Below are 14,699 nucleotides of genomic sequence, written 5' to 3'. Positions count from 1 at the left end.
ATTAGAATTTGCGCATTTAATATTTAGAAAACATATCCCACCCTAAATTGCAACGCCTTAGTTCTCGGAACCTGCCCATAACTCAAAAAATCCCATAATAACTGAAGGTTACCTTTCTTCTTTCCAATACTGTATTTCTTTGTTAACCCGATCAATCCACTACGCTGCCATGCATTCAAATCTTTTAACTGGTCTAATCGGTTAAACTCCTGCTGATAATTGAGTTCATAACCTCCGGTTATCCAAAAACTTCCCTTTAATTTTATGTCTAGAAAACTCCTCAAGCCTACCCCCTGGTGTGTTATCCTGATATCATTGAAATTTTTACCCCAACCCATTTTATACGCTGTTCCCAACCCAATCGTACTTTTATCATTGAGCTTATACCCTACCATCAGGGCAAATTCTGATGTAACCGGGAACAATCCATTCGGGCGTTGCGATTGTATATTCAACCCCCATTCCAGTCTTTGTAAAAAAGTTTTTGTTCTTTGTCCATTGGGTTTAAAGTCCGGCATTTCCAAATCAGCACTACCGCCACCCAACTGGTTCAGTTTTTCTTTCCACGCATTCATCTCTGCCTGCGCTGCACCTACCTGCTGCTGAAAAAATGCACCTGGATCCTGCATTCCCTGTGTCTGAAACTGTTGTTGCAACAACTGACTTATCCCTGCCCTTGTTTGCAGGCCTGCTATCGGTGTAGCCGAGGAGGTATTTGAAGATTGTCCCGGCAAACGAAATAATTGAGCCAACTGGCTATTGTTAGCCATGAATGCACTAAAAGAAGGCTGCTTTCTTAGCACTCCCATCATTTTTTCCAACATCTTATCTGGGTGTTTCAGCAATTCTTTATACTCACGGATTTGTTGCTGGTAATAATAAATTTCTTTATTAACCCTTTTCCATTCTTTTACAAGTGAAGCATTACTTAAATATTGTTTCAATTGACTTTTACGCTCAGTAAGAAAAGTCTGTAAATCTGCTGTAGTTTTAAATTGTTGCTGTAACTTACCAATGTCCGCAGATAAATTGCCTATCTGAGCTAACTTCTCGTTTGACAACACACTACCCGATTTCTTTAAAAACGCCAACCCCGTGTTCAAACTATCAAGAGATGGAAAGTACTCACCTGCACTGGAAAAACTTGCAGTTGTCTTACCTAGTTGGTTCAGCTTCTGTTTATAAATCGAATCAACTTGTTGCTGGGAAATATTAGCGGCTAACACACTATCACGTTTCTGAAGTTTACGCAACAAGCTCAATTCCTTTTTCCGCATTCGCTTTAATACTTTTGCTGTACTTGCTTTTAAACGATTTGAAATTTTTTCGATCCCCCTATCAATTTTTTGAAAATCAACCCCTTTGATTTGATGTGGCTGAATAGTATTTATAGTAGTATCACTTGCACCAAATGAAACCGTATGCAACAACAGGAAAAAAATTAAAAGATACAATGACGAGAAACTAGCCCCCTTTCTATTCAACATAGGTTTAGAATCAGATTCATGAATAATAATCTACTATCCCTGTTATCTGTGTAACAGGCGCATAAAAAATTAAATGGAACTAATTTTCTCAAAGGGGGGATAAGAGAAAATACCAATATTAAACCGGGAAGGGTAAAATTTAATCGGTAAAACAAACCTAAGAGGAACATTCAAGAATTCAAAAGAGAAAAACACCCATTTTTCTACGAGGAAAAAACGGTAGCGATACTGTTTTTTAGTATAAACAATTGATACTTAATGAATCAGATTATTTTAGCATATAAAATCATCAACAAAAATTTCATTTTAAGTTCACATATAAAATGTGTGGCAACATTTTTAAGCTGATAAAGTCCTCATATTCTCACTATAAGACAATACCAGTGAACTTTATTCGATTAAATACCCACTATTAAAACAATAAATACGAATCAAGGATTGAACTATGAATTGGGTACCTATTAAGTATGTTTCATCGAAAGCAAATATATCATTGGTTTATAGCCATACGTCCTTTAGCCCTTGATTCGCATAATAGCCACAGATGCACAGATTATAAACGATTAATCTGTGCATCTGTGGCTAAATTATTCTCACTAATAAACCAGCCGTTAATCACTATCCAAATCTGACATCTGCCATCTGACATCCAAAAATAAAATCCAACATCCTCCATCAGTCGTCAGCGATTACCCAGCATTTTTTCCACCGTAGCAATAAACTCCTGCTTCAAAGCAGTATACCTGCTTCCAGTACCCGGGCCTTCAAATCCTGCATGAATCTTGGCCACTTTGCCATCTTTACCAATGAAAATAGTAGAGGGAAAAGATTTTATTTTAGTGAGTTGCGGCAATGTTTTTTCTGTTCGCAAGGTATCTGAAACCGTTACACCTGTTACCAACATCGGATATTGAACATCAAATCTTTTTTGAAATTTCCTGACACTGTTCACTGCGAGGTTATAGTCTTCATAATATTCATAAGCAAGCGCCACAACTTCTACGCCTTTGTCTTTATACTGCTTATAAAACGAACTTAAGAACGCTGTTTCATCCATACAATTCGGACACCAGGAGCCCATGATTTGTACAATCACCACTTTGTTTTTAAATCGGTCATCGTTGATAGATACTTTTTTCCCATCCAGATCCGGAAAACTGAAATTGAGTTTTTCTTCTCCATCTTTTAAATACATAGCCGCAACATCAGGCAAACTGGCTGTATCATTTTTAATCGCTTCCCATGGTTCAATACTGGTGGCTCCGGAATAATAAAAACCATTGCTGATGGCACTGTCTTTATTGATGAAGGCTTTAAATAAATAAGCATGACTCCCATCAAAAGTTGAAAGTTTTAGTGAGTCTCCATCCACTACTCCCTTCAGGTAACGATAGTCGCCCGTAGGTGTTATAAAAGTTCCGGTTAGTTCCGCATTGTTTTGTACAAATGTGGCGATAGCTGGTCTTGGCGAACCATCGGCTCGGAAAAAACGAACAGACCATGTGCCGGTAATATTTTTTGTTGTGGCAGCATTAACAGTAAAGCGTTCTGTTTTATTTGCTACTGCCTCAAAAGGCATATCCAGAAAACCAGCCGAACCGGCTTTCGTCCAGATACCTTTTAAACTGCCATTACCCTCTTTCTTTAATTTAAAAGAAGATTCAAAAACCGGCATCTGCACCCATATTGAATCACCATCGGTTCGGATATCCGTTACTTCAATTCGCTCTTCTCCATTCTTGATAATCCAGCGAATACTATCCTTTATTTGTTGCACTTCAAAATTGAATACAATATGGTTACCATCTTCCCGTAATAACTTGCCCTGCCATTCACCGGTTGTTAAGCTTGTATGATTGCCGGTACATGCTGCAAAAAACAATACTACTGCTGGAAATATACGTTTCATAATATTCATTTCGGATGCGAAATTAGGATAGTCTACTGAATAAGTGTGTTAATAAAGTCGGGGGAGCGTATTTTTAGCCACAGATTCACAGATTATAAATGAGCAATCTGCGAACATGAGCCTAAAATCAATAGGAAACTGTGGCATATAGATTATTATGGTAATCTGCGTTCCATTAACATCCCGCTCAATTCAAACTTTTGGAAAGTCTCACAACTTCCCAAAAGTACCCTCCTCACCAAATCTGAAATCTGCCATCTGACATCCAAAAATCCAAATCCAACATCAGCCATCAGACATCAGCCATCAAAATTCCCTATCTTAGGGCAAAGCCAACCCTTATGAGACTCTTGCTTGCGATTACGCTATGCCTGTTCAGCTTTACTGTACTGGCACAGGATCATTATCTTTTTGTCGGCACTTATACCTCTGGTAAAAGTAAAGGGATCTATGTGTTTCGCTTTAACTCACAAAATGGCGAGGTACAATGGGTCAGCAGTACCGACAGCGCTACCAACCCTTCATTCCTGGCCGTTTCCCCCGATGGTTCTAAACTTTATTCGGTAAATGAAACCGGCGGCGACCAGCCTGGTTACCTGAGTTCCTACGATTTTGACCAGGCCACAGGTCAATTATATTATATCAACAGTCAGCCTAGCGGTGGTGATCATCCATGTTTTGTTTCAGTTGACAAAACAGGCAAATGGGTTATTGTTGGAAATTATACAGGAGGCAATCTTGCCGCATTACCCATAGACAAGGAAGGCGGCTTATTACCCTATGCCCAACTCATACAACATACAGGCAGCAGTGTTGACAAAACCCGACAGACCAAACCCCATGTACATGCGACATTTTTTTCGCCTGATGATAAATATATTCTTGCCCCGGATTTAGGAACAGATAAAGTAATGCTTTATCAATTCAATCCAACACAAAAAAAACCACTAAAACCCGCTGCAATGCCTTTTGCTGCTTCAGCACCTGGCAGTGGACCTCGACATCTTGATTTTCATCCTAACCAGCGGTTTGTGTATGTGTTGGAAGAACTCAGTGGCACCATCAAAGCTTACCGCTATAATAATGGGTTTATGACAGGCATCCAAACCATTGCTACACACCCGGCAGATTATACCGGACAACCCGGCAGTGCAGACATACATGTATCGCCAGATGGAAAATTTTTGTACGCTTCGAACAGAGGCGATGAGAACAATCTGGCCATTTTTGCCATTGATCCGCAAACAGGAAAATTAACTGCTAAAGGTTACCAGGCAGTTCCAGGAGCTGGACCAAGAAATTTCATTATTGCACCCAATGGCAATTTCATTTTAGTTGCCAATCAGAAAACCAACAATATCGTTGTCTACAAAGTAGACAAGGCAACAGGTATGCTGCAGCAATTGCTCAGACAGGTAGAAGTACCCAACCCGGTTTGTTTAAAACTACTTCCCGTTCAACAATAATAATTTCAACTACTGCTTATGCAAAACTGGAAAATCAAAACCTCCCTCTTCCTCAACTATTTTGTTTTTGCCATATTACTGAATAGTGTAGGGACAGTCATTTTACAGGTACAACAAAATTTCGGGGTATCTGAAAGTGCGGCTTCGGTACTCGAGGCTTTTAAAGACCTGAGTATTGCCATTGTATCTTTCCTTGTTTCCTCCTATATCGTTCGCATTGGCTACAAACGCGCTATGCTGATTGCACTTGGCTTTATTACCATCATATGTTTTATCATGCCATTTACTGCCAGCTTTTTTACAACGAAATTATTATTTGCAGCAGTAGGTGCTTCTTTTGCATTGATTAAAATGTCGGTTTACAGTACCATCGGACTGGTTACAAAAAATGAAAAAGAACATATCAGTCTAATGAATTTTATTGAGTCGTTCTTTATGATTGGTATACTTACCGGCTATTTCATATTCAGTTATTTTGTGGACGACAGCAATCCCCAGTCTACCGCCTGGCTGAATGTGTATTACCTGTTGGGTGGTATTTCTTTATTGGCATTTTTATTACTCTGGTCAGCCCAACTTGATGAATCTTCTGCTAACGTGAGTGAAAACAAATCGATACTAAACGAATTCAAAGAAATTTACAAGCTGGCGGCACAACCTATTGTTGGGGCATTCGTATTCTGTGCGTTTTTTTATGTACTCATAGAACAAAGCATCATGAGCTGGCTGCCAACCTTCAACAATAAGGTATTATTACTGCCTGCCGCACTTAGCATACAAATGGCCAGTATACTTGCTGGATCTACAGCTATAGGTCGTTTCCTCGCAGGTATTGTATTAAAGCGATTAAACTGGTTATTGGTATTGATTAGTTGTCTAATACTTGCAGCTGTTTTGGTATTGGTTGCTATCCCACTTGCAGAAAAATCTGCAGGTGCATCAATTACAGGATGGTCTACTGCTCCAATTGCTGCATTTGTATTTCCCATGATCGGTTTATTACTTGCACCTATATATCCTGCTGTCAACTCTGTTATCCTGAGTACTTTGCCGGTGAAGCAGCATGGACTGATGTCGGGACTCATCATTATTTTCTCTGCCCTCGGTGGCACAACAGGATCTATCATTACCGGGAATATTTTTCAGCATTACGATGGCAAGCAGGCTTTTTATTTTTCACTGATTCCTATGGCCATACTGGTAATATGCCTGATTCTATTTAGCAGACTACAGAAAAAATTTAAACAGTCAACGGAAAATGGGTCAAATGCGTAAAGATTTATTCCATATTACCTCATTATTACCACTGTATGAAACAGTTCAGCAGTCTGGTATATTTTCAGACTCAAAATATTTTGTGGATGCAGTTCCTAAAGCCAGTGTTGCTGATATTCTTGAAGCTTATTCATCTCAAAAGAATAAACCTGGTTTTGACCTGCACAGTTTTGTAATTCATTATTTCGATTTACCCGAGGACCATACTGCTGATTACAGTTCCGCTCAAAAACCCCTACCTGAACATTTAGAGGAATTATGGCAGGTTTTACAAAGAAAGCCCGCTGATACCGGTGGCACTTTAATCCCATTGCCCTTCCCCTATATTGTTCCCGGAGGAAGATTCAGAGAGATCTATTATTGGGACAGCTATTTCACCATGCTTGGATTAGCGGTGAGTAACAGGTATGATCTGATTGAAAACATGGTTAATAATTTTGCCTATCTCATTCAGCATATCGGGCATATCCCGAATGGCAACAGAACTTATTATATCAGTCGTTCGCAACCTCCATTTTTCGCTATGATGGTGGGCATTTTAGAGGAAGAAAAAGGAAATAAAATACTTCAGGAATATTTACCCGCTCTTGAAAAAGAATATGCATTCTGGATGGATGGCACAGACCAGCTAACAGAAAATCATTCAACACACCGCAGGGTTGTAAGAATGGCCGATGGTACTGTTTTAAACAGGTATTGGGACGATGACCCTTCTCCCAGACCGGAAGCCTATATTGAAGACCTTCATATTGCGCAGGAATCAAAGCAGCAGGCTACAGATATATACAGGCATATAAGGGCCGCAGCAGAATCGGGCTGGGATTTCAGCAGCAGGTGGTTTGCTGAGGAAAAACAAATGCATACCATTCAGACTACAGACCTTATACCTGTTGACCTGAACTGTTTATTACTGAACCTCGAAAAAACATTATTGAGCGCCTACCTTCAAAATAAAAATGAGGAAGCAGTTAAAGCGTTCACCAATAAAATAAACAACCGCACAAAAGCGATACAACAGTATTGCTGGAATGAAGCAGCCGGTTATTATTTCGACTATAACCTAAAAACAAAACAAAACAGCAACCGCATTACCATGGCAGGTTGCTTCCCGCTTTTTATCATGCTTTCAAACAAGGAGCAGGCAATCGCTGTGGCAAATACCATCAACGAAAAATTATTGGGAGCAGGAGGTGTATTAACCACCACATTGGAAACAGGGCAGCAATGGGATGCGCCAAATGGATGGGCCCCGTTACAATGGGTAACCTATCAGGGACTATGCAATTACCAACTAAATGAACTGGCTGATACAATAAAAGAAAGATGGACAAGCCTCAACGAACAAACCTACGCCGAAACTGGTAAGATGATGGAAAAATACAATGTACAAAACATACAAACAAAAGCCGGCGGCGGCGAATACCCCAATCAGGATGGGTTTGGCTGGACGAATGGAGTGTATCTGGCAATGAAAATGAGGAATAAGGAATAAGAAATAAGGAATGAGAAAGTTGAAATATTACTTTCTTATTCCTTATTTCTTATTTCTTATTCCTTATTTCTCATTTCTTCCTCCTATCCACCTGCCCCAACAGCCCGCCTACAATGGCAATGGCCATGCCGAGCATGAGGAAGAGGTATTGAAGGATGTATTCTTCACCAATAATGATCATTTGGGCAATAACCAGTAAACAAATGATGATGCCCTGAACCACCACAAATACATGAAAGTGTCTGAGTTTTTTTATCACGGTTAAAAGTGTGATTAAGCCCAGTACCCCGATCGACAGCAGTATGACCCAGCCGGGTGTGCCGAAATCTTTGAACATAGTTCCATTAAGAAAATAAACGGGAATACTCAAGGTACTTCCTGTTGGGTCAGCGATGAGTTGATAACCAACATATAATGCTGCAACTGTTGCCAACAGCAACATCGCGATCGTTAATTGACGAGCCGCTTTCATAGGCAAGGTTTATCGTTAAAAGTAGATAGTCTTAAGTTAAACAGCTTTTCCGGCCTTTGCAAGCAATTAGTTGCGAACCTGCATAAGTTGTCAATAATTGAGCTGCAAGCTGCAAGTCATTGTTGTCCGGGGAAATTTAACCGTGAGTTGTAGGTGTCGAGTATGATGGAACACGGATCTTCATGATTTTCAAGATTTATCATGATAGATCTTGAAAATCATGAAAATCTGTGTTCCATCATTCGCTATACTAGCAGCTAGAAGCTAGTAGCTAGCAGCCTTCATAACCGCAACGACTTCTATATCAAATACCAATATACTATTCGGTGGGATATCCTTGCTGCGGGTTCTTATGCCGTAGGCTTGGGCGGAGGGGATGATTACCCGTACTTTACCTCCTACCTTGCATTTAGGCAATGCCAACTGCCATCCGCGTATAAGTCTACGCAAAGGAAATGTGGCTGGTTTATCGCGGGTTTTATCGAATATGCTTCCATCTGATAATAGAGATCCTTTATAATGAACCGTTACTGTATCGGTTACAGATACGTATTCGCCAGTGCCTTGTGATAAAATATGGTAGTACACAGATTCTATACTCCCTGTAGTATCGATCTTACCGGCTTTAACAGCTTCAGCAATCTCAGCAATATCTTTTTTCGCTTGTGCCAGTGTATCTGCATCTTTGGTATAATCGATTAATGGTGCTTTTGATGTATTAGGTCTTTTAAACTGATCGTTTGGTTTTGCCTCCTGTTCTTTAAAACCACCGTTCCACATATAAAACTGTTCGCCTGTAATACCAGCGCCAATATCGAAACGATCACCTGCTTTTCCTGTTGCATCAGTTGTAAATATCGCATCGGTTAAGGGCACCCATCTTCCTCCACGTTGTTGTTGTACCCATTGGTTACCAAATAATGCACGACGTTGTAAATGTCCGTTATCGCCCCAGAAATTTTCATTAAATGAATACAGTTTATTCAGTGTATTGCCATCTCTTGGTGCCCTGAATGCTGCAATGAGTTTCCATCTTTGTAATTCAGGTACAAAGAAATAACCCGTATAAATAGTGGTTTGAGATGCACTGTCCGGAAGTGCTGTTACCAGAAAACGATAAGTCTCACCTGCTTTCCAGTTATACACCCAATGACTATGTCCGCCTGTACCTTCATTTCCGAAATCATTCGCCACTACACCATCTCCTTTTGCCAATAGTTTCACTCTGTTAGAATCAGCTACTTTGTTGCGGTCGATGGCTTCATTTCCGGCATCCCATACAGAAAAAATAACCCGGCGTTCCTGCTCGCTGTTTACCTGTATGCCAAAATAACCACGCGAGAACCCGGTAGCCATATAATAACTATGCACAGGATCATACCCTGCAGGCACTGTTACTTCATTATAAAAACCAATCGCTTTAATTGAGTCAGCCAATGGATAACGTAGGTGAACAGAAGCGGCATTGAGTCTTTCTTTGGCGTTAAAACGCATTCCTTCTGCTGCTTCGCCGGATAGTATCAGGTTACCGATGCCTGCATTACCCGGTAATAATTTTTTAGTGGATAATACCAGTTCAACAAAACCAGTATCTGTTAGTTGTAGACTACCTATTTTTATTTCACGCGGCTTTGAAGATACTGGTACGGAAAAACGAAAGGTTTTCCCTTTTACTTCAAGTGTTATTTGCTTTACAGCTTTAGTGGCCATTGCCTGCAATGCAATATTAAGTTGCCCTGTTCTTGCATTGTGCATATAGAAACGCAATCTTTTGGTGGTATCAGTCCAAACCAATGCATCTTTCCGTAAAGAAGAACGATTTTTTACAACCTTGATATCTTTGGTGGTCTCATACAACGTATAAAAAGGCAGTACCTGCTTTGTTTGTGCTATTGATACTGTAGTTGCGAAAAGGAGGATTCCGAACAAGCCAATAATTGCCCGCATGCTTTAGTTTTTAGTGACTCCAAACTTACTGAAACAATTCAGGAATGGGGGGAATATTAGCTGCAAGCTTCAGGCTGCAAGCTACAAGCCTTAATGGGTGCTTGTTTTAGATTTTCTGCTATTATTTGAATTATTGACAGGGCTTACGAATTTGTTTTGTAAGAATCCTATTTAAAATAAATATTTAATTACCTTATTTACACTTGTGGATGGTTAAATTAAAAGAAAAAAAACTAGTAGCTAGAAGCTAGTGGCTAGAAGCTTGTAGCCTGAAGCTAAGTCCCTTCTTCAAAGCTTATTGTACAAAAGATCGCGGAACCAATATCCTGATTGCTTGATGGTGCGCAACTGTGTTTTAAAATCAACATGTACCAATCCAAATCGGGCATGATAGCCTTCGGCCCATTCAAAATTATCGGTGAGGGTCCAGGCGAAATAACCTCCGATATTCACCCCTTCTTTTTTTGCACGAAGAACGGCTGAAAGATATTGTTCAAAGTATGCAATTCTTTGGGTGTCAGCAATGATGCCATTCATCAATTGGTCTTTATAAAATGCGCCGCTTTCTGTAATCATAATTTCTTTAACGCCCCCATATAACCAAAAACGTTTGATCATGCGGTAAAAGCTATCTGCATTTACTTCCCATCCCATATCTGTATGAGGAACTTTCCGTGTTGCAGCTTTTACCTCGGATGCCTGTATGTATGGAATGAGTGGATTATGTTTTACCGTTGTACTGAAGTAATTCTGGATACCGATAAAATCAAAATTAAACTGCATGCGCTCTGTGTACTTCCAGGCTTTGTTGTAAATATGCAGTTTATCGAGCAGTGTAAACCCTGCTTCCTGCGGATATCCACGGCCGAGTAAAGGTTCTATGAATAACCGGTTAAGCAGTATATCTGCTCTTTTTGCCGCTTTTATATCTTCTTCCCTTTGTGTATATGGTACTACTTCACTACAAGAAAAACTGGTGCCAATATTGGCTCTCGAAATTTCTGATCGAATAAGTCTACCCCCTTCTGCCTGACAAAGAATAGCATTATGTACAGCAGGAAGAAAATTACTCAGCCCTGTTTTACCTGGTGCATGTTTTCCTATCATATAACCAAGCGAGGTAAACCCCATTGGTTCATTGAGTACGATCCAATTTTTTACCCTGTCACCGAAGGCATGCGTACATACCTGAACAAATCTCGTAAACCATTTAAGCATCTGGTGACTCGTCCAGCCACCATCTTTGTGCAATGCCAATGGCAGATCCCAATGGTATAAGGTAACATAAGGGGTTAACCCAAGCTGCAAACACTCATCAATCAGTTTGTTGTAAAAAGCTATTCCATCTTTGTTTACCCTACCCATACCCTCAGGTAATATCCTGCTCCAGGAGATGGAAAAGCGAAAGCAATCGAAACCCATGGCTTTCACCAGCATCAGGTCATCTTTATAACGATAGTAAAAATCGCAGGCCTGGTAAGGTTTGGCGCTGCCTTTTATTTTCCCCTGTTTTCTTGCAAACTGATCCCAGATGGAGGGACCACGTCCATCAATATTCCATGCACCTTCATTCTGTGCCGCAGAAATGGCTACACCCCACTGAAAGTTCCTGCCGAAAGATGATTTAGATAATGCGTGCTGTTGGTGCAAGAGGTTGCTTTCTGCAAAATTCTGTGTTCATGACGGTTGACCAATATTAAGCTTTTGTTACGGACTGTATACAAGATTGCATTGGGATGATTACTTTTATTCCATGATCAGCTATAACCCAAAAGACTGGATGCGTTTCTTATTTAGTTTTCATAAAACAGAAACCATCCGCCAACTTTTTCCCCTTCTCATCTTTATCGGATTATACTCATGGGGTATAGTTTACCTCGAGGCAAACTATTTAAAGCTCTCCGAAGGAAGCTATGCTAAAAACATCACGGTAATGCATAGCCTGCTTGGCTTTGCCATTTCAATGCTGCTGGTTTTCAGAACCAATACAGCCTACGACCGCTGGTGGGAGGGTAGAAAATTATGGGGCGCATTGGTCAATAATAGCCGAAACCTTGCCGTTAAAATCAACAGTATCCTTCCTATTGATGATGATAAAAACAGGACTTTCTTCAAAAAACTTATCCCGCTGTTTGCACAGGAGCTAAGGTTGCATTTACAAAATGAAAAAACAAGACTGGCCCTGGATACAAATCCACATCCTGAAATAGCAGGCTTCGACAGTAGCAAGCATATACCTAACCAGATTGTTATGTTATTGATGAATAAAATCAACCTGCTGCACCGCGATAAAGTAATCAGTGATTACCAGTTATTGTTTTTAAACAATGAATTACAATCCTTTCTCGATATCTGTGGAGCTTGTGAAAGAATTAAAAACACGCCTATTCCCTATTCTTACAGTGCATTTATCAAGAAATTTATTTTCCTCTATGTAATTACTTTACCATTAGGATTTGCTCTTTCACTCGGTATATTAACCATTCCTGTAGTGGTATTTATATTCTATGTACTTGCAAGCCTTGAATTAATTGCAGAAGAAATTGAAGATCCATTTGGCAAAGACGACAATGATTTACCGATGCAAAAAATTGCAGAGAACATTGGGAAGAATGTGCAGGATATAATTCATTGATGGCGGATGTCTGATCGCTGATGGCGGATTTGAATTGGAGGATGGCAGATGGCAGATTTTTATGGTTGCGCTTTGGGAAGGGTTTAAAACTTTCCAAACGTTTGAAATGAAGCGGGTTCAGGAATTATATAGGCACCTGTAAATTTATTATTTAGCCACAGATTCACAGATTATCTGTTCAAAATCTGTGAATCTGTGGCTAAAACTATTCAGCTATAAAATCAAAATTCTGTTTGCTATACTGTCCATTTCTTTTACCCTCAATGCTGGCATATAGGTTTTGCTTTATACGCCTATAGGCTATTCGTTGGGGGAAATCGTGGGTTGGGTTTTCGCTGATGAATTCTGTTCCGCGTAAATAGATCAGTTTAAATGAAACAGGCTGACCGTTGTTCTGGTTACCTACCGTAGGTATATAATACCAACTGCCATTTCGAAAAGCTAATTCAATCTGCTCCTGAGGAATAGTATCGTTGTTAGATTTTACAAATACAGATTTACCTTTTAGCGTACTATCGTTTTTGGCCTCCCATATTTCCATTATCGCACCCTGCGGTGTATTTATTATCCATTTACCCAACATCCACTGAACGGCTTTAATTTGCTGTCCCAGGGCCATATTACCTGCCAGTAATAATGCAACCATGACTATCATCCTTTTCATGCTATTATTTTTTTTCAAAACTGAGATTATCTACTTATTTAAAATTGTAAAATCGCGACAATACTCAGGAACCACTGAATAAATGACTCATTTTTAATTGGTCTGCATAAAACTCTCCGGGGGTAACGCCTGTAAACTCTTTGAAGTCTTTGATAAAATGTGCCTGATCGAAATACCCATTTTCATAGGCTAGTTCTGTTAAGTGTGTAAATTTTTTCTCCTGCATCATTTTTAATGCCGCTTGTAAACGAATAATTTTCGCCAATTGTTTTGGACTTAAACCGATAACTGTGGCAAATTTTCTTTCGAGTTGCCGGCGATGCACCTGAATCTGGTCGGCCAGTGCGTCCACAGAAAGCTGGCCTTTTAATTCGAGTAAGGCTTGTACACTAGAGGCTGCTATCCGGTCGATCGTTAGCGGGTTTTTGATTTGTTGCAGTAAAAAATCTTCTACCAGTTTTATTTGTGTTGCTACTGTTTGTTCGCCAACTATTTTTTCTCCTAATAATTTCCCTTCGGTACCGAATAGATGGGTCAGGTCTACTGCTTTGTTATCCATTTCCTGAATGGGCATTTGAATAAAAGGCAGAAATCCTTCGGGATGAAAGCGTACCGCAAAGATTTTTGTTGCTCCTGTTGCGGCTATTTCGAGGGGTTGGGTAATTTGTCCGAAAACAAAATAGCGTGGTTGTAAAATAGCTGTCGCATCTGGTAAATATTGCCGGTACAAATCGCCGGAATGAAAAATCATTTCCATACAGCCATCGGGCACAATACGTTGTCTTTCTTCAGTGCCGGAAGCTGGTGCAGATAAAGTCCAATAGCATTTTATAAATGCAGCCAGATCATCCCTTGGTATATAAGTTTGGTAATCCATTTATTTCAGCTTACTTCAAACCAAATGGGTTTGGCATCATCCGGGTCTGCATTATAATTGATGAAAAGTTCTTCTCCTGCCTTAATGGGTTTAACTGTTCTAATCTGCATCAATTCATGTTCAAAATCCATTTCATAAATACAATTAGCGGTATAGGAATGGTTATAAACCGATAAATATCCCAACGCAACACAGGCTCCTTTCAGGTCATCGCCCCATTCGAAAATATAATTGAACAACATGGTCTGTTCTACTTTGCTTCTCTCTTCCGGATCGAGTACCAATACAGGAGATATTTCAACAATGGTACCTGTTTCAATATCTGCTGTGGTAAACACCCCCCTTCCTCTCTCAGGGGATGCTGCAATAGAAAGTATCGGAAGTATCATAAGATAAATGTAAGGATTAGCGCAGGGCAAATTACAACGATTTAGAGGTTTCCGGTTTGCCTATTGCACAATCCCCCGTAAATTGC

General features: G+C 39.9%; 12 protein-coding genes. 4 read left to right on the top strand and 8 right to left on the bottom strand.

Features of this window, described 5'->3' with window-relative positions:
* Window positions 1-23: 23 nt before the first annotated feature.
* Window positions 24-1,487: a hypothetical protein gene (locus tag ACH30E_RS10990; protein ID WP_490824848.1), complete on the bottom strand. Its 1,464-nt coding sequence runs from the start codon at window positions 1,485-1,487 to the stop codon at window positions 24-26.
* Between the two features lie 682 nt (window positions 1,488-2,169).
* A complete protein-coding gene (locus tag ACH30E_RS10985) occupies window positions 2,170-3,396 on the bottom strand; it encodes a peroxiredoxin family protein (RefSeq protein WP_490824847.1) in 1,227 nt (408 codons plus the stop codon).
* Window positions 3,397-3,737: 341 nt separating this feature from the next.
* Here ACH30E_RS10985 and ACH30E_RS10980 point away from each other — a divergent pair, with 341 nt between their 5' ends.
* The 3 genes from ACH30E_RS10980 to treA are packed head-to-tail and all read left to right on the top strand — an operon-like array spanning window position 3,738 to window position 7,629.
* Window positions 3,738-4,862 carry a lactonase family protein gene (locus ACH30E_RS10980; RefSeq protein ID WP_490824846.1) on the top strand — a complete coding sequence of 375 codons (1,125 nt, stop codon included), beginning with the start codon at window positions 3,738-3,740 and terminating at the stop codon, window positions 4,860-4,862.
* Window positions 4,863-4,880: 18 nt separating this feature from the next.
* On the top strand, window positions 4,881-6,137 hold the full coding sequence (locus ACH30E_RS10975; RefSeq protein WP_490824845.1) for an MFS transporter: 1,257 nt from the start codon (window positions 4,881-4,883) through the stop codon (window positions 6,135-6,137).
* Complete coding sequence (treA, locus tag ACH30E_RS10970; RefSeq protein ID WP_490824844.1) at window positions 6,130-7,629, top strand: alpha,alpha-trehalase TreA; 1,500 nt, start codon at window positions 6,130-6,132, stop codon at window positions 7,627-7,629. The genes ACH30E_RS10975 and treA overlap by 8 nt, the downstream gene beginning before the upstream one ends.
* Window positions 7,630-7,699: 70 nt before the next feature.
* Here treA and ACH30E_RS10965 read toward each other — a convergent pair whose 3' ends face one another.
* From ACH30E_RS10965 to ACH30E_RS10955, 3 genes are all read right to left on the bottom strand, one after another.
* On the bottom strand, window positions 7,700-8,101 hold the full coding sequence (locus ACH30E_RS10965) for a hypothetical protein (RefSeq protein WP_490824843.1): 402 nt from the start codon (window positions 8,099-8,101) through the stop codon (window positions 7,700-7,702).
* A gap of 264 nt (window positions 8,102-8,365) precedes the next feature.
* The gene (locus ACH30E_RS10960; RefSeq protein ID WP_490824842.1) at window positions 8,366-10,048 is read right to left on the bottom strand and encodes a DUF3472 domain-containing protein; all 1,683 of its coding nucleotides are present in this window, start codon (window positions 10,046-10,048) and stop codon (window positions 8,366-8,368) included.
* A 288-nt stretch (window positions 10,049-10,336) separates the two neighbouring features.
* Entirely contained in the window at window positions 10,337-11,698 is a 1,362-nt protein-coding gene (locus ACH30E_RS10955; protein ID WP_490824841.1) for a GH1 family beta-glucosidase, read from the bottom strand.
* A gap of 103 nt (window positions 11,699-11,801) precedes the next feature.
* Between ACH30E_RS10955 and ACH30E_RS10950 the strand changes: the two genes are divergently transcribed.
* Window positions 11,802-12,683: a bestrophin family protein gene (locus ACH30E_RS10950; RefSeq protein WP_490824840.1), complete on the top strand. Its 882-nt coding sequence runs from the start codon at window positions 11,802-11,804 to the stop codon at window positions 12,681-12,683.
* 205 nt (window positions 12,684-12,888) lie between these two features.
* Here ACH30E_RS10950 and ACH30E_RS10945 read toward each other — a convergent pair whose 3' ends face one another.
* The 3 genes from ACH30E_RS10945 to ACH30E_RS10935 all read right to left on the bottom strand — a co-directional run bounded on the left by ACH30E_RS10945 (window position 12,889) and on the right by ACH30E_RS10935 (window position 14,613).
* Window positions 12,889-13,347 carry a DUF6265 family protein gene (locus ACH30E_RS10945; protein WP_294994862.1) on the bottom strand — a complete coding sequence of 153 codons (459 nt, stop codon included), beginning with the start codon at window positions 13,345-13,347 and terminating at the stop codon, window positions 12,889-12,891.
* 64 nt (window positions 13,348-13,411) lie between these two features.
* A complete protein-coding gene (locus ACH30E_RS10940; protein ID WP_294994866.1) occupies window positions 13,412-14,224 on the bottom strand; it encodes a helix-turn-helix transcriptional regulator in 813 nt (270 codons plus the stop codon).
* 5 nt (window positions 14,225-14,229) lie between these two features.
* A complete protein-coding gene (locus ACH30E_RS10935; RefSeq protein WP_294994869.1) occupies window positions 14,230-14,613 on the bottom strand; it encodes an SET domain-containing protein in 384 nt (127 codons plus the stop codon).
* Between the last annotated feature and the right edge of the window lie 86 nt (window positions 14,614-14,699).

This window comes from Sediminibacterium sp. FW305-C-61 (assembly GCF_058231065.1).
Note: the sequence above shows the minus strand (reverse complement) of the source record. Positions and strands in the feature narration are given on the sequence as shown.